The sequence below is a fragment of the Kluyvera sp. STS39-E genome, from assembly GCF_040932435.1.
In the GTDB taxonomy this organism is placed as follows: domain Bacteria; phylum Pseudomonadota; class Gammaproteobacteria; order Enterobacterales; family Enterobacteriaceae; genus Kluyvera.
Genome location: NZ_JBFQGA010000005.1, coordinates 420,776 through 439,561, shown reverse-complemented (window position 1 = coordinate 439,561; position 18,786 = coordinate 420,776). Strand labels below are relative to the sequence as shown.

At 53.8% G+C, this 18,786-nt stretch carries 18 protein-coding genes and 1 other annotated feature; of the genes, 15 read left to right on the top strand and 3 right to left on the bottom strand.

Annotated elements, in window-relative coordinates; genetic code table 11:
* The first annotated feature begins 1 nt into the window (after position 1).
* The 4 genes from gyrB to AB4K05_RS13745 all read left to right on the top strand — a co-directional run bounded on the left by gyrB (position 2) and on the right by AB4K05_RS13745 (position 5,181).
* The gene (gyrB, locus tag AB4K05_RS13760) at positions 2-2,416 is read left to right on the top strand and encodes a DNA topoisomerase (ATP-hydrolyzing) subunit B (RefSeq protein ID WP_368480515.1); all 2,415 of its coding nucleotides are present in this window, start codon (positions 2-4) and stop codon (positions 2,414-2,416) included.
* 117 nt (positions 2,417-2,533) lie between these two features.
* Positions 2,534-2,935, top strand: coding sequence for a YidB family protein (locus AB4K05_RS13755; protein WP_368480514.1), 402 nt, complete (start codon positions 2,534-2,536; stop codon positions 2,933-2,935).
* A gap of 122 nt (positions 2,936-3,057) precedes the next feature.
* On the top strand, positions 3,058-3,870 hold the full coding sequence (yidA, locus tag AB4K05_RS13750; protein WP_368480513.1) for a sugar-phosphatase: 813 nt from the start codon (positions 3,058-3,060) through the stop codon (positions 3,868-3,870).
* A gap of 84 nt (positions 3,871-3,954) precedes the next feature.
* Entirely contained in the window at positions 3,955-5,181 is a 1,227-nt protein-coding gene (locus tag AB4K05_RS13745) for a DUF3748 domain-containing protein (RefSeq protein WP_368480512.1), read from the top strand.
* Between the two features lies 1 nt (position 5,182).
* Here the strand turns inward: AB4K05_RS13745 and AB4K05_RS13740 are convergent, their stop codons facing one another.
* On the bottom strand, positions 5,183-5,512 hold the full coding sequence (locus AB4K05_RS13740; RefSeq protein WP_368480511.1) for a YceK/YidQ family lipoprotein: 330 nt from the start codon (positions 5,510-5,512) through the stop codon (positions 5,183-5,185).
* Between the two features lie 242 nt (positions 5,513-5,754).
* Positions 5,755-5,831: a sequence feature (ROSE (Repression Of Heat Shock gene Expression) occurs in the 5'-region of heat shock genes and acts as an RNA thermometer to modulate expression.), on the top strand.
* Here AB4K05_RS13740 and ibpA point away from each other — a divergent pair.
* From ibpA to AB4K05_RS13725, 3 genes are all read left to right on the top strand, one after another.
* A complete protein-coding gene (gene ibpA, locus AB4K05_RS13735) occupies positions 5,825-6,238 on the top strand; it encodes a small heat shock chaperone IbpA (protein WP_062776681.1) in 414 nt (137 codons plus the stop codon). Its footprint overlaps the feature before it by 7 nt.
* A 94-nt stretch (positions 6,239-6,332) precedes the next feature.
* Positions 6,333-6,761, top strand: a complete 429-nt coding sequence (gene ibpB, locus AB4K05_RS13730; protein WP_368480510.1) for a small heat shock chaperone IbpB — start codon at positions 6,333-6,335, stop codon at positions 6,759-6,761.
* 161 nt (positions 6,762-6,922) lie between these two features.
* On the top strand, positions 6,923-8,584 hold the full coding sequence (locus AB4K05_RS13725; RefSeq protein ID WP_368480509.1) for a putative transporter: 1,662 nt from the start codon (positions 6,923-6,925) through the stop codon (positions 8,582-8,584).
* Here the strand turns inward: AB4K05_RS13725 and AB4K05_RS13720 are convergent.
* Complete coding sequence (locus tag AB4K05_RS13720; RefSeq protein ID WP_368480508.1) at positions 8,541-9,290, bottom strand: GntR family transcriptional regulator; 750 nt, start codon at positions 9,288-9,290, stop codon at positions 8,541-8,543. The two genes, AB4K05_RS13725 and AB4K05_RS13720, sit on opposite strands and share 44 nt — an antisense overlap.
* Positions 9,291-9,588: 298 nt before the next feature.
* On the opposite strand from AB4K05_RS13720, the gene AB4K05_RS13715 reads away from it, so the two are divergent.
* The 8 genes from AB4K05_RS13715 (at position 9,589) to AB4K05_RS13680 (ending at position 17,406) form a co-directional block, all read left to right on the top strand.
* A complete protein-coding gene (locus AB4K05_RS13715; protein ID WP_368480507.1) occupies positions 9,589-11,211 on the top strand; it encodes an alpha-glucoside-specific PTS transporter subunit IIBC in 1,623 nt (540 codons plus the stop codon).
* Positions 11,208-12,530 (top strand): 6-phospho-alpha-glucosidase, encoded by a 1,323-nt coding sequence (locus tag AB4K05_RS13710; protein WP_368480506.1) that lies wholly within the window; start codon positions 11,208-11,210, stop codon positions 12,528-12,530. Before AB4K05_RS13715 ends, AB4K05_RS13710 begins: the two co-directional genes overlap by 4 nt.
* 152 nt (positions 12,531-12,682) lie before the next feature.
* Complete coding sequence (locus tag AB4K05_RS13705) at positions 12,683-13,030, top strand: YidH family protein (protein WP_368480505.1); 348 nt, start codon at positions 12,683-12,685, stop codon at positions 13,028-13,030.
* Positions 13,020-13,382, top strand: coding sequence for a DUF202 domain-containing protein (locus tag AB4K05_RS13700; RefSeq protein WP_368480504.1), 363 nt, complete (start codon positions 13,020-13,022; stop codon positions 13,380-13,382). The genes AB4K05_RS13705 and AB4K05_RS13700 overlap by 11 nt, the downstream gene beginning before the upstream one ends.
* Entirely contained in the window at positions 13,379-14,050 is a 672-nt protein-coding gene (locus tag AB4K05_RS13695) for a radical SAM protein (protein ID WP_368480503.1), read from the top strand. The genes AB4K05_RS13700 and AB4K05_RS13695 overlap by 4 nt, the downstream gene beginning before the upstream one ends.
* Positions 14,051-14,366: 316 nt before the next feature.
* Positions 14,367-14,681 carry a PTS sugar transporter subunit IIB gene (locus tag AB4K05_RS13690; protein WP_368480572.1) on the top strand — a complete coding sequence of 105 codons (315 nt, stop codon included), beginning with the start codon at positions 14,367-14,369 and terminating at the stop codon, positions 14,679-14,681.
* A gap of 9 nt (positions 14,682-14,690) precedes the next feature.
* A complete protein-coding gene (locus AB4K05_RS13685) occupies positions 14,691-16,079 on the top strand; it encodes a glycoside hydrolase family 1 protein (protein ID WP_368480502.1) in 1,389 nt (462 codons plus the stop codon).
* A gap of 1 nt (position 16,080) precedes the next feature.
* Entirely contained in the window at positions 16,081-17,406 is a 1,326-nt protein-coding gene (locus AB4K05_RS13680) for a PTS sugar transporter subunit IIC (RefSeq protein ID WP_368480501.1), read from the top strand.
* A gap of 48 nt (positions 17,407-17,454) precedes the next feature.
* Here the strand turns inward: AB4K05_RS13680 and dsdA are convergent, their stop codons facing one another.
* Entirely contained in the window at positions 17,455-18,777 is a 1,323-nt protein-coding gene (dsdA, locus tag AB4K05_RS13675) for a D-serine ammonia-lyase (protein WP_368480500.1), read from the bottom strand.
* Positions 18,778-18,786 lie beyond the last annotated feature (9 nt).

Here is an 18,786-nt window from a genome sequence, read left to right as displayed (position 1 = left end):
GATGTCGAATTCTTATGACTCCTCCAGTATCAAAGTCCTGAAAGGGCTGGATGCGGTGCGTAAGCGCCCGGGTATGTATATCGGCGACACGGATGACGGCACCGGTCTGCACCACATGGTATTCGAGGTTGTGGATAACGCTATCGACGAAGCGCTCGCAGGGTACTGTAAAGACATCGTTGTCACCATCCACAGCGATAACTCCGTATCCGTACAGGATGACGGCCGTGGTATCCCAACCGGCATTCACCCGGAAGAGGGCGTATCGGCAGCGGAAGTGATCATGACCGTTCTGCACGCAGGCGGTAAATTTGATGACAACTCCTATAAAGTCTCCGGCGGTCTGCACGGCGTGGGTGTTTCCGTGGTTAACGCCCTGTCACAAAAACTGGAACTGGTTATCCAGCGTGACGGTAACATTCACCGTCAGATTTACGCGCACGGCGTGCCACAGGCTCCGCTGGCAGTGACTGGCGACACCGAAAAAACCGGTACCATGGTGCGTTTCTGGCCGAGCTACGAAACCTTCACCAACGTCATTGAGTTTGAATACGATATTCTGGCGAAACGTCTGCGCGAGCTGTCGTTCCTGAACTCCGGCGTGTCTATCCGTCTGCGCGATAAGCGCGACGGCAAGGAAGACCATTTCCACTACGAAGGCGGCATCAGGGCGTTCGTTGAGTATCTCAACAAAAACAAAACGCCAATTCACCCGAATATCTTCTATTTCTCTACCGAAAAAGACGGTATCGGCGTTGAAGTTGCGCTGCAGTGGAACGATGGCTTCCAAGAAAACATCTACTGCTTCACCAACAACATTCCACAGCGTGATGGTGGTACTCACCTTGCGGGCTTCCGTGCGGCGATGACCCGTACTCTGAATGCCTACATGGACAAAGAAGGCTACAGCAAAAAAGCCAAAGTCAGCGCCACCGGTGACGATGCCCGTGAAGGCCTGATTGCCGTTGTATCCGTAAAAGTACCGGATCCAAAATTCTCCTCGCAGACCAAAGATAAACTGGTCTCCTCCGAGGTGAAAACGGCGGTAGAACAGCAGATGAACGAACTGCTGGGCGAATACCTGCTGGAAAATCCATCCGACGCGAAAATCGTGGTGGGCAAAATTATTGATGCGGCTCGTGCCCGTGAAGCGGCTCGTCGCGCGCGTGAAATGACCCGTCGTAAAGGTGCGCTGGACTTAGCTGGTCTGCCGGGCAAACTGGCCGACTGCCAGGAACGTGACCCTGCCCACTCTGAACTGTACCTGGTGGAAGGGGACTCAGCGGGCGGCTCTGCGAAGCAGGGGCGTAACCGTAAGAACCAAGCGATTCTGCCGCTGAAAGGTAAAATCCTGAACGTTGAGAAGGCGCGCTTCGACAAGATGCTGGCTTCTCAAGAAGTGGCGACGCTGATTACCGCGCTGGGTTGCGGCATTGGTCGCGACGAATACAACCCGGATAAACTGCGCTATCACAGCATCATCATCATGACCGATGCCGACGTCGATGGTTCGCACATCCGTACGCTGCTGTTGACCTTCTTCTATCGTCAGATGCCGGAAATCGTTGAACGCGGCCACGTCTACATTGCACAGCCACCGCTGTACAAAGTGAAGAAAGGCAAGCAGGAACAGTACATCAAAGACGATGAAGCGATGGATCAGTACCAGATCTCCATCGCCCTTGATGGCGCTACGCTGCACACCAACGCCCATGCTCCGGCACTGGCGGGTGAAGCGCTGGAAAAACTGGTTTCTGAGTACAACGGTACGCAGAAAATGATCCACCGTATGGAACGCCGCTTCCCGAAATCGCTGCTTAAAGAGTTGGTCTATCAGCCAACGCTGGTTGAAGCCGACTTAGCTGATGAAGAGAAGGTTACCGGCTGGGTCACTCAGTTGGTCAACGTGCTGAACGAAAACGAACTGCACGGTAGCACCTGGAACTTCATCGTACGTAAAGACGCGGAATCGAACCAGTTTGAACCGGTTATCCGTGTGCGTACTCACGGCGTCGATACCGATTACCCACTGGATAACGAATTCGTCACCGGTGGTGAATATCGCCGTATCTGTGCGCTGGGTGAAAAGCTGCGCGGTCTGGTCGAAGACGATGCATTTATCGAACGTGGCGAACGCCGTCAGCCAGTAGTAAGCTTCGAGCAGGCACTGGATTGGCTGGTGAAAGAGTCCCGTCGTGGCCTCGCTATCCAGCGTTATAAAGGCTTGGGCGAAATGAACCCAGATCAGTTGTGGGAAACCACCATGGACCCAGACAGTCGTCGTATGCTGCGCGTGACCGTGAAAGATGCGATTGCCGCTGACCAGCTGTTCACCACCCTGATGGGCGACGCCGTTGAACCGCGTCGTGCGTTTATCGAAGAGAACGCCCTGAAAGCGGCGAACATCGATATCTAACGGCCCTCCGGCTATGAGTCCAAAAACGCCTGAATTTTTTCAGGCGTTTTTTTATGCCTGTCGTCCACGAACTATACTTCACTACGTCTTCTCTTAACCGTAATCCAGAGGTGGAACATGGGACTTTTTGACGATGTGGTTGGCTCATTATTGCAGGGCGACGGCGGTAAATATCAGGCCATCCTGACCTGGGTGAACGATCAGGGCGGTATTCAGGCGCTGCTGGAAAAGCTGCAAAACGGCGGGCTGGGTGATATTGCCGCGTCGTGGATCAGTAACCAGCAGAGCAATCAGGCGATTAGTGGCGATCAGGTGGAGTCTGCGCTGGGCATTCCGGCGGTATCTGATTTGGCCCAGAAGCTCGGCGTGGATACCGGTTCGGCCTCGACGATGCTGGCCGATTATCTGCCGAAGATTATCGATGCGCTCTCACCGCAGGGCGAAGTTGACCCGCAGGCACACAATGATTTGATCTCCGCAGGCATGAATTTACTTAAAGGCGGCAAACTCTTCGGTTAGTTGGGCTGACAAAAGGGGAGCGCGACCTGTGCGTTGTATCCCCCTTTTATGCTGTTATCTTTGCTGTTTTTTGAGCTGAACCGGGTTAGCATGAGGAAAGACTCATCTAACCTGGGGATCTCATGGCTATTAAACTGATTGCAATCGACATGGACGGAACATTGCTGTTGCCGGACCACACCATTTCTCCTGCGGTAAAAAACGCGCTGGCCGCGGCACGCGCAAAGGGAGTGAACGTGGTTCTGACCACCGGGCGTCCCTACGCAGGCGTGCACCGCTACTTAAAAGAGCTGGGCATGGACCAGCCGGGAGATTACTGCATAACTTACAACGGCGCGCTGGTGCAGAAAGCCAGTGACGGTAGCACGGTGGCGCAAACCGCGCTGAACTATGACGACTATCGCTTCCTCGAAGAGCTGTCCCGCAAAGTCGGCTCGCACTTCCACGCTTTAGATCGCAACACGCTTTACACCGCTAATCGCGATATCAGCTATTACACGGTGCACGAATCCTTTGTTGCCACTATTCCACTGGTGTTCTGTGAAGCCGAAAAAATGGACCCGGCGACCGAATTCCTCAAAGTGATGATGATCGATGAACCGGCTATTCTCGACAAGGCGATTGCCCGCATTCCGGCTGAAGTCAAAGAGAAATACACCGTACTGAAAAGCTCGCCATACTTCCTCGAAATTCTCGACAAGCGCGTCAACAAAGGCACCGGCGTGAAATCGCTGGCCGACGTGCTGGGCATCAAGCCGGAGGAGATCATGGCAATTGGCGATCAGGAAAACGACATCGCGATGATTGAGTTTGCCGGCGTTGGTGTAGCCATGGATAACGCCATCCCAACGGTGAAAGAGGTGGCGAATTTCGTCACTAAATCAAACCTAGAAGATGGCGTGGCTTACGTTATCAACAAGTACGTTCTCTCCTGATATACCTCAATGCCCGGCTTCGGCCGGGCATGTTTGCGGAAAGCATGGTAAAAGTATGCGGTATCTTTTGACCGGAACTTCGCCATGAAACAAATCACCTTTGCACCGCGCAACCATCAACTGACCAACACCCGCACCTGGACGCCAGACAGCCAGTGGCTCGTTTTTGACGTGCGCCCGTCGGGAGCCTCGTTTACCGGCAAGACCATTGAGCGCGTCAATGTGCATACCGGTGAGGTCGAGGTGATTTATCAGGCGGGAGACGGCGCGCATGTCGGCGTGGTGACGGTGCATCCCAACGCAGAGCGTTACGTTTTTATTCATGGCCCGGAAAACCCGGATGACCAGTGGCAATATGATTTTCACCATCGCCGCGGCGTGGTGACAGCTGAGGGTGAAACGCACAACCTTGACGCGATGGATATTACCCCGCCCTATACGCCCGGTGCGTTACGCGGTGGCAGCCATGTTCATGTCTATAGCCCATGTGGCCAGTATGTGAGCTTTACCTATAACGACCACGTTATGCATGAATTTGACCCTGCACGGGATCAGCGCAACGTCGGCGTCGCGGTGCCGTTCGGCCCGGTGTCACCGCGTGGACAGCATCCACGCGAATATGGCGGCAGCCATTGGTGCGTCCTCGTCAGCCAGACAACGCTGCAGCCGCAACCCGGCAGTGACGAAATCAATCGCGCTTATGAAGAGGGATGGGTTGGTTCACAGGCGTTGGCTTTTATTGGCGATACCCTTTCTCTGACCGGTGAAAAGGTGCCGGAGCTGTTTCTGGTAGAACTGCCGCGCGATGAGCAAGGCTGGAAAACGCCAGGTGATGCGCCACTTTCCGGCACGCCTACCACACTGCCAGCGCCACCAGCAGGTGTACGCCAGCGGCGACTCACCTTTACCCATCAACGTGCCTATCCAGGGCTGGTGAACGTTCCACGCCACTGGGTGCGTTCTAATCCGCAGGGGACTCAAATTGCCTTTCTGATGCGTGATGACAGCGGCGTGGTGCAGATGTGGCTGGTGTCACCGCAGGGCGGCGAGCCGCAGCAGCTTACCCATAATCGGTCGGATATCCAATCGGCGTTCAACTGGCACCCATCAGGAAACTGGCTGGGCTTCGTGCTGGAAGGTCGCATCGCGCTTTGCGATGCGAAGAGCGGAGCGGTGAGCTATTTAACGACCGGGAGCGCCAATCCACCGTCGGCGGATGCGGTCGTCTTCTCCCCTGATGGGCATCAGATTGCCTGGATGGAAGACGTTGCGGGTTTCCGCCAGCTCTGGGTGACGGAAACCGCTTGCTAACTCAAGGCGCCGGCATTGCCGCCGGCGGGATCACCGAGTTGGTTGCCAGCGTTTCCTGCTCGCTTTTTTCAACGCGCGAGCGCACGGAGTTATCCTTACGGAAGAAGTCCCACGGCAGCAGTACGGTGTCCATCACCGCGGTAAACGGCATATCGAGAGCAACCAGTGATTTGGTTGCCCAGCCGTTATCCGCGTCGCTCAGCATCTCTGCGCTGGCTCGCGTGCCTGGATAAGTCCCCTCTTTGCCACCCGTATGCGACATCACGCTGGAACACCCTCCTGATAAGAAGATCCCCCCAACCAGCGCTGTTTTAATCAGAACATTTTTCATCGTGAGCTCTTCATTGTTATGAGCATAAAAAAGCCCGTCCTCCGGGTTATATCCACCCGTTGCCAAAATAGAAAGCCCCAGCTTGCCGCTCTGTGGCGGCTGTCGCACTTTGACCTTTTGTGCTCTGACCAGTGTAAGCCTTCTCAGAGAAAGTGCAAAAAAAGTCAGACACGGGGACTTGAAAAAGGTTCTTCCCCCCTCATTTTATAGGTGTAGCCGAAGAGAACATGCCTGCGGGGTGTTCGGGCTCGAACGACCTGTCCATGATGGAAGGTTTTAAATTTCTCGCTGATTTTCAGGAGCTATTTGATTATGCGTAACTTTGACTTATCTCCGCTGTACCGTTCTGCCATTGGTTTTGACCGTCTGTTCAATCTGTTAGAAAACAATCAAACGCAAAGCAACGGCGGCTACCCTCCGTACAACGTCGAGCTGGTCGATGAAAACCACTATCGCATCGCGATTGCCGTGGCAGGTTTTGCGGAAAGTGAGCTGGAAATTACCGCGCAGGATAACGTGCTGGTGGTGAAAGGCGCCCATGAAGCCGAGCAAAAAGAACGCACCTATCTCTATCAAGGTATTGCCGAGCGCAACTTTGAACGTAAATTCCAGTTGGCGGAAAACATCCACGTACGTGGCGCTAACTTGGTCAACGGCCTGCTGTATATCGAACTGGAACGCGTGATTCCAGAAGCGAACAAACCGCGCCGTATCGAAATCAACTAATTCTGCCGGGCCGCTTACGCGGCCTGGGTTAAGCAATCGGCTTGCCGTCAGGGAGCCGGAAGGTACTTACTCGCTTCTAAGAAGGAGAAACACAATGCGTAACTACGATTTATCCCCACTGCTGCGTCAATGGATCGGCTTTGACAAACTGGCAAACGCGCTGCAAAGCACAGCCGAAAGCCAGACCTTCCCACCGTATAACATCGAAAAAAGCGACGATAACCACTACCGCATTACCCTTGCGTTAGCCGGGTTCCGTCAGGAAGATCTGGATGTTCAGCTTGAAGGCACGCGCCTGACCGTGAAGGGGACGCCGCAGCCGCAGGAAAAAGAGACTCAATGGCTACACCAGGGGTTAGTTACCCAAGCCTTTAGCCTGAGTTTTACCTTAGCGGAAAATATGGAGGTCTCCGGTGCAACCTATAACAATGGTCTGCTGCACATCGATTTAACCCGCAATGTGCCGGAAGCTATCGCACCGCAGCGTATCGCCATTAGCGAGCGACCAGCGCTGAATAGCTAACAAAATGATATACCGACTAAGCCCCGAATTTTCGGGGCTTTTTTATGCCATTCTTCGGATGATCGCGAGCCCGCGATTATTGTGCGCCGTACTACATACAATCCCCCAGACCTTCGGTCATAATCCATACTGAATGTAATGTTAATCACAGGGAAAAGACGATGAGTGATATAGCATTGACGGTCAGCGTTCTGGCGCTGGTTGCAGTTGTGGGGCTGTGGATTGGCAATATCAAAATCCGCGGTATCGGCTTTGGTATTGGTGGCGTGCTATTTGGCGGGATTATCGTTGGCCACTTTGTCGAGCAGGCAGGCATTACCCTGAGTGGCCCAATGCTGCATTTTATTCAGGAGTTTGGCCTGATTTTGTTCGTTTACACCATCGGCATCCAGGTCGGGCCGGGGTTCTTTGCCTCGCTGCGGGTATCCGGTCTGCGGCTTAATTTATTTGCCATTCTGATTGTTATCCTCGGCGGCCTGGTCACAACGCTGCTGCATAAAATCTTCGCTATTCCGCTTCCCGTGGTGCTGGGGATTTTTTCCGGCGCGGTCACCAACACGCCTGCGCTGGGTGCCGGGCAGCAAATCCTGCGCGATCTCGGTGAACCGTTCAGCGTCGTTGACCAAATGGGTATGAGCTACGCGATGGCCTATCCCTTTGGTATTTGCGGCATTTTGCTCACCATGTGGCTGGTGCGTCTGTTCTTTCGTATCAACGTCGAAAAAGAGGCCCAGCTGTTCGATGAGCAGGCGGGGTCTGGGCATTCGCATCTTAAAACCATCAACATCCGCGTTGAAAACCCTAACCTGAACCGTATGGCGATTCAGGATGTGCCGGTGATTAACAGCGATAAAATTATCTGCTCGCGCCTGAAACGAGGCGAAACCCTGATGGTGCCGTCCCCCGCCACCATTATTGAAACCGGCGATCTGCTGCACCTAGTCGGTGAAGCGGCGGATTTGCACAACGCGCAATTAGTGATTGGCAAAGAGGTGGAAACCTCCTTGTCGACGCGCGGGACGGATATGAAGGTGGAAAGGGTGGTGGTCACCAACGAAAAGGTGTTGGGCAAGAAAATCCGCGATTTACACTATAAACAGCGCTATGACGTGGTGATCTCCCGCTTAAACCGCGCTGGGGTTGAGCTGGTTGCCAGCAGCAATGCCAGCCTGCAGTTTGGTGACATCTTAAACCTGGTGGGGCGCCCAGCGGCGATTGAAGCGGTAGCCTCTGATCTTGGCAACGCGCAGCAAAAACTCCAGCAGGTGCAGATGCTGCCCGTGTTTATTGGTATCGGACTGGGCGTGTTGCTGGGGTCTATTCCGCTGTTTATCCCCGGTTTCCCGGTAGCGTTGAAGTTGGGTCTAGCCGGCGGGCCGCTGATTATGGCGCTTATCCTCGGGCGTATTGGCAGTATCGGCAAGCTGTACTGGTTTATGCCGCCGAGCGCCAACCTGGCGCTGCGGGAATTAGGGATTGTGCTGTTCCTATCGGTCGTGGGGCTAAAATCCGGCGGTGATTTTGTCGAAACGCTGCTGCACGGCGAAGGCCTGAGCTGGATTGGCTATGGGATCTTTATTACCGGTATCCCTTTGCTGACGGTTGGTATTCTGGCGCGGATTTTTGCCAAGATGAACTACCTGACGCTTTGCGGCATGCTGGCAGGCTCTATGACCGATCCCCCTGCGCTGGCCTTTGCCAACAATCTGCACGCGACCAGCGGAGCGGCTGCACTCTCTTATGCCACGGTTTATCCGCTGGTAATGTTCCTGCGCATCATTACCCCGCAGCTTCTGGCGGTGCTGTTCTGGGGGATGAGCTAACGGTCTGTACACGCCGCAGGTGATAATCAACCTGGTACTCGCTGGCGTTACGGAACATGACGGAATAGTTAAGGAACTCGCCGCTGTCGCTGTAGGAAAGGGAGGTAATACGCAGCAGCGGCGTTTGTTCCGGCAGATTCATCGATAGCGCCAGCTGTTTGTCTGCCAGCACCGGGGTTAGACTTTCGTAGTTACCGCTGATGGTGATACCGCATTCTTTCTCAATGTAATCAAATTTTGACCCTTCCAGATGTACCAGCGACAAGGAACGGAACAGCTTGACCGGCATGTAGCTGTCTTCCAGCATCAGCGGTTTGCCATCCACGTAGCGCACCCGGCGCGAAAAATAGATCCGCTCGTTAATCTGAATGCGCAACTGGCTGGCGATAGCCGGCGGCGCAGGCATCATTTCAAAAATCAGTACCTTGCTGACCACCTCTTTCCCTTGCTGACGCAGTACCTCCGCAAGCCCAGTTAAGTTGGTGGTTTCATGATGGACATCCTTATGCGCCACGTAGGTGCCACTGCCGTGCCGCCGGATGACCAGCCCCCATTCAACCAGCAGATCTATGGCTTTTCGAATGGTCATACGCGCCACGCCAAACTCTTCAGCCAGCTTTTTCTCGCCCGGTAATGGGCTGCCGATATTGAAATCGGACGAATTCAGCCGTAAACGCAATCTATCGGCAATCGATTTATAGATCACTACGAGACCTCTTATCGTTTCGGTTGGCTAGTAATTGAACCGCCGTTTTTTATTTAAAACTAACTTATTACAGGCAAATACAGAGCCTTTCTTGAAAGCGCAAAAAAAGTGGATTCAAACATGTCTATTTTTTATAGAAAAAGTAGACAACATTGCTCTCATTAAAACCATGAATGCGATCACGAATCGCAACTCCATAACATGTTGTTAGACGGGCAAATTCCTATTCTCGTAGCAGGCCGAAGATCAACACAAATAAGGCCACTTACCCTACGAGTTGTTAAATGAGGATTTCCCAATGCTCAGTCAAATACAACGCTTTGGCGGCGCAATGTTTACCCCGGTTTTACTGTTTCCCTTTGCCGGGATTGTGGTGGGCATCGCCATTATGCTTCGCAATCCGATGTTCGTTGGTGAGGCTCTCACCGCACCCGATAGCTTATTTGCTCAGATTGTTCACATCATTGAAGAGGGCGGCTGGACGGTATTTCGTAATATGCCGCTGATCTTTGCCGTTGGTCTGCCGATTGGTCTGGCCAAGCAGGCACAGGGCCGCGCGTGTTTGGCGGTTTTGGTGAGCTTCCTGACCTGGAACTACTTTATCAATGCGATGGGGATGACCTGGGGCCATTTTTTTGGCGTCGACTTCTCCGCCGATCCGGTGGCAGGTACTGGCCTGACGATGATTGCCGGGATTAAGACGCTTGATACCAGCATCATTGGTGCAATTGTTATTTCTGGCCTTGTCACTGCCCTACACAACCGATTTTTCGATAAACCGCTCCCGGTGTTTCTCGGCATTTTTCAAGGCTCCTCCTTTGTCGTCATTGTGGCGTTCTTAGCGATGATCCCCTGCGCTTGGCTGACCCTGCTTGGCTGGCCGAAAGTGCAGATGGGAATTGAATCGCTACAGGTATTCCTCCGCAGCGCCGGAGCGCTTGGCGTCTGGGTCTACACCTTCCTTGAACGTATTCTTATTCCCACCGGGCTACACCACTTTGTCTACGGTCCGTTCATCTTTGGCCCAGCGGCGGTAGAGGGTGGCATTCAGGTCTATTGGGCCGAACACTTGCAGGCGTTTAGCCAAAGTACGCAATCGCTGAAAACGCTGTTCCCGGAAGGCGGATTTGCCCTGCACGGCAACTCTAAGGTCTTCGGTTCCGTGGGGATTGCGCTGGCGCTGTACTTCACCGCCGCACCGGAAAACCGCGTAAAAGTTGCCGGGCTGCTGATCCCCGCAACGCTCACCGCGATGTTGGTGGGGATAACCGAGCCGCTTGAGTTTACCTTCCTGTTTATCTCTCCGCTGCTGTTCGCCATTCATGCGCTGCTGGCGGCGACCATGGCAACGGTGATGTATATGTGCGGCGTGGTGGGGAATTTTGGCGGCGGCCTGCTGGATCAGTTCCTGCCACAGAACTGGATCCCGATGTTCCACAATCACGCCTCGATGATGTTTATCCAGATAGGTATTGGGGTGAGCTTCACCGCGCTCTACTTCGTGGTCTTCCGTGCGCTAATCCTGCATTTCAACTTGAAAACGCCAGGCCGCGAAGACAGTGAAATCAAACTCTATAGCAAAGCGGATTACCAAGCCGCACGCGGAAAAACCACCACCGATGGCGAGGCTGCCGGTAAACCCAGTCAGGCCGCAGGCATTCTGCAGGCGCTGGGCGGGGCCGCCAACATTGAGAGCGTCAACAACTGCGCCACGCGCTTACGTATCGCGCTGGTTGATATGGCGAAGACACAAAGCGACGACATCTTTAAGGCGCTGGGCGCACACGGCGTCGTGCGGCGCGGCAATGGCATACAGGTCATTGTCGGTCTGCATGTCCCACAGGTACGCGACCAGTTGGAAAGCTTAATGAAAACTTCTCTACCGACCGAACACACCACCATGACGGAGGCAGTATCATGAAAAAATTCTCAGTTGTTATCGCAGGCGGCGGCAGTACTTTTACCCCGGGTATCGTTTTAATGCTGTTGGCAAACCAGGACCGGTTCCCGCTGCGGTCGCTGAAATTTTACGATAATGATGGCGCGCGCCAGGAGACCATTGCAGAAGCGTGCAAGGTCATCATGAAAGAACAGGCGCCAGAGATTGAATTTAGCTACACCACGGACCCGAAAACAGCGTTCACCGACGTCGATTTTGTGATGGCGCACATTCGCGTGGGTAAATATCCGATGCGTGAAAAAGATGAAAAAATCCCGCTGCGCCACGGCGTGCTGGGCCAAGAAACCTGCGGGCCGGGCGGAATTGCCTACGGCATGCGCTCCATCGGTGGCGTACTGGAGCTGGTGGATTACATGGAACAATATTCACCGAACGCCTGGATGCTGAACTACTCCAACCCGGCGGCGATTGTCGCAGAAGCCACCCACCGCCTGCGTCCGAATGCGAAAATCCTCAATATCTGCGATATGCCCATCGGCATTGAGGGGAGAATGGCGCAAATTGTTGGCCTGCAGGATCGTAAGCAAATGCGCGTCCGTTACTACGGTCTGAACCACTTCGGTTGGTGGACATCCATTGAAGACCTTCAGGGTAACGATCTGATGCCGAAGTTGCGCGAACATGTGGCTAAATACGGCTATGTTCCACCATCTAACGATCCGCACACGGAAGCCAGCTGGAACGACACCTTTGCGAAAGCGAAAGATGTGCAGGCGCTTGATCCGGACACCATGCCGAACACCTACCTGAAATACTATCTGTTCCCGGACTACGTGGTGGCGCACTCTAACCCGGAACGCACCCGCGCCAACGAGGTGATGGATCACCGTGAGAAAAACGTCTTTAGCGCCTGCCGGGCGATTATTGCCGCAGGGAAATCCACCGCGGGAGATCTGGAAATCGATGAACATGCTTCCTACATTGTCGATTTGGCTGCCGCTATTGCCTTCAATACCCAGGAAAGGATGCTGCTGATTGTGCCAAACAACGGCGCGATTCATAACTTTGACGCCGATGCGATGGTCGAAATTCCGTGCCTGGTTGGCCATAACGGGCCAGAGCCGCTCACCGTAGGTGATATCCCTAACTTCCAGAAAGGGATGATGGGCCAGCAAGTCGCGGTGGAAAAACTGGTGGTTGATGCTTGGGAACAGCGCTCTTACCACAAACTGTGGCAGGCCATTGCTCTGTCGAAAACCGTGCCAAGCGCCTCGGTGGCGAAAGCGATTCTTGATGATTTGATTGAGGCCAATAAGGATTACTGGCCGGAACTGCACTAATCTCACCAAACCGGCATCCTCGGGTGCCGGTCACCCGCCCTGTTATCGAAAAGAAGAAATCTTTGTGACGATGCGCGCGTAAAACTCAGCGGCATAATGAGGACGATTGCGATAATGTTAATTAGTTGACCATTATCGACTCAGGAATCGTCATGAAAATTGCTCGCCTCGGAGAGGCGCCTGACTATCGCTTTTCGCTCGCCAATGAACGTACCTTTCTGGCATGGATACGCACATCGCTGGGCTTTCTGGCTGCGGGGGTCGGGCTCGATCAGCTCGCGCCGGATTTTGCCACGCCGGTCATTCGTGAAGCGCTGGCGCTGATGCTGTGCTTGTTTGCCGGAGGGCTGGCGATATACGGTTATCTGCGCTGGCTGCGTAACGAAAAAGCGATGCGACTCAAAGAGGATTTGCCCTACACCCGCAGCCTGCTGGTGATTAGCCTGATGCTGGTTATCGTTGCGGCGGTGGTGATGCTACTGGTGTTCTATGGCGGATAGCCGCAAGGCTAGGCGTCAGGCTGACCCAGGGCTTCAGCCAGAGCGCACTTCGCTTGCTTGGTTTCGCACCATGTTGGGCTATGGCGCATTAATGGCGTTGGCGCTGAAGCACAATTGGCATCAGGCTGGGGCGTTTTTCTGGGTGTCGATAGGCGTGCTGGCGATGGTCGCGGCCATTCTCTGGCAGTACACCCGCAGCCGTAATGTCATGGACGTGACGCAAAGCGATTTCGTTCAGCCACGTACGGTACGTGACAAATTCTTGATCTCCTTCGCGGTGTTGTCTCTCGCAATATTGTTTGCTATCACTCATATACAGCAACTTATTATTTTCATAAAGGATTTCAAATGACAGGATGTCAGAATGAACCCGCGCAGCCGTGCTGCGATCTCAGCAGCTCTCACTGCCCCAAATTCTCCGCACGCCAGAGCCTCCTGATACGCGACGATGCATACGGCGTTGATGAGGCCTCTCATCCGCGCATTGCCGCGCAGCTTATGGCATCTCCTCACGCGCAGAAACTACAAATCGTGGTCAATCGACGCAGTAGCCAGCAGCCTCAGCATATTTACCGCTATTTCCGCGATCTGGGCGCCACCTTTTTACAGTTTATTCCGCTGGTTGAGACTGAGGATAGCGGCAGCCTAAGCCCGGCATCCGTGCAGCCTGAGGAGTGGGGCGCCTTTCTTGTCGCCGTATTCGATCTTTGGGTTCGTGAGGATATGGGGAAAATACGTGTGCATCACTTTGATTGCGCGCTGAATATCTGGCGCGGCCACCCCGCGCAAATTGCCTGTGATGGCGCTGCTCTCCCGAATGAATGCCGTGAATGCATGGTGTACCGCTTCTGCCACGGTGACTGTCCAAAACATCGCATAGCTTCTGGCAAAAGCGCACTCTGCGCAGGCTACCGCCACTTCTTCACCTACAGCGCACCGCATATGAAAGCGATGCGCGATCTCCTTAAACAGCGGCGTTCACCGATAGAGCTGATGGCGCTATTAAAGCGCAGCCAATAACAGCTTTCCGTTTGCCACCGGCATAAGGCGGGTGGCAAATGGCTAAACCCCTCCACGGAACCCACATTATTTGCCCGTCAGAATGCGAGTTAATGCATAAAAACGAATAAAAATAACATTCTCGATTTTAAAAGTAACATCAGTATTATCTTGTTTATAAATAATAATTAATCTCTTATTTCAGGTTCTTTTAAAAAAGTACCAGCGGCATAACTCGGTTTTGTGCCGCTCCTCTCTTGTTGCTCCGTACCATACTACGCAGAATAACTTTGCCGCATGTCGCGGAATATCACGCTGATTACGCCAGAGGGAAATGATGAAAAAGATCTTTTTATGCTGCGCTGCGGGCATGTCGACCAGCATGTTAGTGGAAAGAATGAAACAGTCTGCCGTCAGCCGCGATATTGCGGTGGAAATTACCGCCGTCCCGGTTTCTGAATTTGGCCAGATTGTCGAAGAGGCCGACGTTATTTTATTAGGGCCACAGGTGAAATTTCAGCTGCAAAGCCTAGCGACCGCCGCCGCGCCGCACGGTGTCCCGGTGGCGGCCATTGATATGATGCAATATGGCTCGATGCAGGGCGATAAAGTGCTGGATCACGCGCTGTCTTTATTACCTCAAGCACAATAAGGACCGGTGATGAAATACCATTTTCCAGATGACTTCTGGTGGGGCACCGCGACGAGCGCAACGCAGTCTGAAGGGCGCGTAGCTGGCGATGGCAAAGGCGAAAATATCTGGGACCATGCCTCGCACCACTTTAACGAACGCTTTTATCAGGGTGTCACATCCGATGACACCTCGACCTTTTATCAGCATTATCAGGAAGATATTCAGCGCGCCAAGGACATTGGCCTGAACTCATTTCGCACGTCACTCTCGTGGTCGCGTTTAATTCCGGACGGCGATGGCGAGGTGAACCCGCAGGCGGTGGCATTTTATAACGCGGTGATTGATGAACTCTGTGCGCAAGGCATTGAGCCATTTATCAATCTCTACCACTTTGACATGCCAATGGCTTTGCAGGAAAAGGGCGGCTTTGAGAATCGCGAAACGATTGATGCCTTCGCCCGCTATGCGCGTATTTGCTACGAACTTTTTGGCGACCGCGTGCGCTATTGGTTTACCTTCAACGAGCCGTTAATCCCGGCAGAAGCGGGCTATTTGCATCCTCGCCACTACCCTTACGTCACCGATTTTCGCCGTGCGGCGCAGGTGTTGCACCACATCGTGCTGGCCCACTGTAAAGCGGTGGCAGCATGGCGCGAGCTGAATCTTGAAGGACAAATCGGCATTATTATGGATGTGATTCCGGTATATCCACGCAGCGATACGCCGGAAGATTTACAGGCAGCTAGGATGGCCGATCTCTTCTATACCCGCAGTATTAACGAACCTATTTTATTAGGCCACTATCCGAAAGAACTTATCGACATCCTGCAACAACACAACCAGCTGCCGGACTATTTACCGGAAGACTGCGCGTTAATTGCCAATACACGCATCGACCTGCTGGGAATTAATTACTACCGCCCGCGTCGGGTACAAGCGCGAGAAACTCCCCTAGCAGAACCGCACGGTTTTGTGCCGGAGCGATTTTTTGAAGAATACATTATGCCGGGCCGACGGATGAATACGTCGCGCGGTATTGAGATTTACCCGGCGGCGCTTTATGACATCGCCATGGTGGTGAAAGAGCGCTACGGCAATTTGCCGTGGTTTGTCTCGGAAAATGGCATCGGTATTCAGGATGAAGAGCAGTTTATGGTTGATGGCCAAGTGCAGGATGACTACCGAATTGAATTCCTGAAAGAGCATCTGGGTTATCTCCACCAGGCCATAGCCGATGGCAGCAACTGCCTTGGTTACCATATGTGGACCTTTATTGACTGTTGGTCATGGCAAAACGCTTATAAAAATCGCTACGGCTTCTACCGCCTTGATTTAACCACGCAGCAGCGTTCGCTGAAAAAGTCCGGCCAGTGGTTTGCAACGGTGATTGCCAATAATGGGTTTGCGGGGGAATAGCATGTCGTACTTTGAACGGTTGGCTGAAAAAATGCTGCCGGTGGCGAATGCCATTGGCAATCAGCGCCATATGCAGGCCATTCGCAACGGCTTAATCTCTATTTTGCCCCTGACCATCGTGGGCTCATTTTTCGTTATTTTGCTCAATATCCCGATTAAAGGTTATATGGATTTTATCGCGCCGTGGCGCGATATTCTGGATGTACCGTTTCGTTTTACCGTCGGCCTGATGTCGCTGTACGCCGCCTTTACCATCGGCTCGTTCCTCGGCAAAAGCTACAAGCTTAATGACATCACCAGTGGCCTGCTGGCCATGCTCGCCACCCTGCTGATGATTGTGCCGGTGAATATCAAAGAAGGCGTCACCGTGGCAGGCGAGGCGGTGGCCGGGCGTTATATCCCGGTGGCTTCGCTCAGCTCCCAAGGGCTGTTCGGTGCGATTATCTCCTCGCTGATTGCCATTGAGATCTACCGCTTTATTAAAGTCCGCAATATTGAAATTAAAATGCCTGCGGGCGTGCCACCGGTGGTTGCCAGCTCGTTCTCAGCGCTGTTCCCGACGCTGGCGGTGGTGCTGATTTTCTGGATCCCGCGGCACTTTTTAAATATCGATATCAACGCCATCATCAGCTACATCATCATGCCGCTGAAGGGCTTTATGACCGGTACCAACCTGTTTGGCGGCATCGTCACGCAGTTCTTTATCGACCTGTTCTGGGTCTTTGGTATTCATGGCCATGCGGTGATGGGGCCGCTGATTCGCCCGCTGTGGGATCAGGCGATTGTGCAGAATATGGAGCTGTTCCAGGCGGGAACCAGCGCCTACGATCTGCCGAATATTTTCACCGAGCAGTTTTTCCAGTGGTATGCCCAGATGGGCGGCACCGGCTCTACGCTGGCGCTGGTGGTGTTGTTTATCCGCTCGAAGGTTATCTATCTGAAATCGCTGGGCAAGCTGTCGTTTATTCCCGGCCTGTTTAACATTAACGAGCCGATGATCTTTGGCGCCCCTATCGTCATGAACCCGATTCTGGCGGTGCCGTTTATTCTCGCGCCGATGGTGAACACGGTGGTGGTGTATCTGTTTACCATCAGTGGGCTGATTCCACGCATGATGGTGAAGCCGCCGTTTACCATTCCCGCCCCGCTGGGGGCGCTGATTACCACCAACTGGAACCTGATCGCCTGCGGGCTGGTCTTCGTCTGCTTCTTTATCTCGCTGGCCATCTACTACCCGTTCTTCAAGGTCTACGAGAAGAAGATGCTGGAGACTGAGCAGGCACAGCAGGAAGAAGAGCAGAAAGCCAAGCAGTTGGCGGATGCCTAAACGTGATACGCCAGCCGCATCCCGGGCTGGCGTATTTTTTCACTACCCTTAGCGTCCTTTCGCCAGGTACTGCGCCATCTCGGCCTCTGGCACCATGCCGCCGCCGGTGGCCCATACCAGATGGGTGGCGTTATTAAGCTGCTCTGCGCGCAATCCGTGCATCTGCTGATAATCGGATGAAGCGCAAACGTGCTGAGGCCCGGTCATCCCCGCTAGCGCCGAGGGCTCGAGGCGAATATCTTCTTCCTGCGCCAGCCAGCCCAGCATGTCGTACATCGTCTGGTCGCTGAGAGTGTAAAGGCCATCGAGCAATCGCTCCATCGCGCGACCGACAAAGCCCGACGCGCGACCCACTGCCAGCCCGTCTGCTGCCGTTAGATTGTCGATACCGATGTCCTGTACCGAAATGGCATCGTGCAAGCCGCTGTATATCCCCAATAGCATGCACGGTGAGTGAGTGGGTTCCGCAAAGAAACAGTGCACGTTGTCGCCAAATGCCAGCTTCAGGCCGAACGCCACGCCGCCGGGGCCGCCGCCAACGCCGCACGGCAGATAAACGAACAGCGGATGGTTGGCATCGACCACGCGCCCCTGCTGCTCGAACTGCGCCTTCAGGCGCTGCCCGGCGACCGCGTAACCTAAAAACAGCGTACGGGAGTTTTCATCGTCGATAAAGAAGCAGTTGGGATCGGACTGTGCCGCCTTGCGCCCCTGTTCAACCGCCACGCCATAATCTTCTTCGTACTCAACCACCGTTACGCCGTGGCTGCGCAGTTTGGCTTTTTTCCATGCGCGGGCGTCGGCCGACATATGCACCGTCACCTTAAAGCCAATGCGTGCGCTCATAATGCCTATCGACATCCCGAGATTACCGGTGGAGCCAACCGCAATGCTGTACTGGCTGAAGAACTGCTTGAATTCCGGCGACAGCAGCACGCGGTAATCATCCGCCGTGGTCAGCAGGCCAGCTTCCAGCGCCAGCTTCTCCGCGTGAGTTAATACTTCATAAATGCCGCCCCGAGCTTTAATTGAGCCGGAAATTGGCAGGTGGCTGTCTTTTTTCAGCAGCAGCTCACCGCAGATGCGCTGGCCGTACTCTTTTTCCAGCCGTTTTTGCATGGCTGGGATCGCGGCCAGTTCAGACTCGATAATCCCGCCGTTGGCTGCGGTTTCCGGGAAGGCCTGCGCCAGATACGGCGCGAAGCGCGTCAGGCGAGCATGGGCATCCTGAACATCGTGCTCTGTCAGGCCAACATAGGGTAAACCTTCCGCAAGAGAGGTGGTGCCAGGGTTAAACCAGGTTGTCTCTTTAAGAGCAACCAGATCTTCCACTAAAGGATGCTTGGCGATAAGTGTTTGAATGTTTTCCATAGTCAGTCT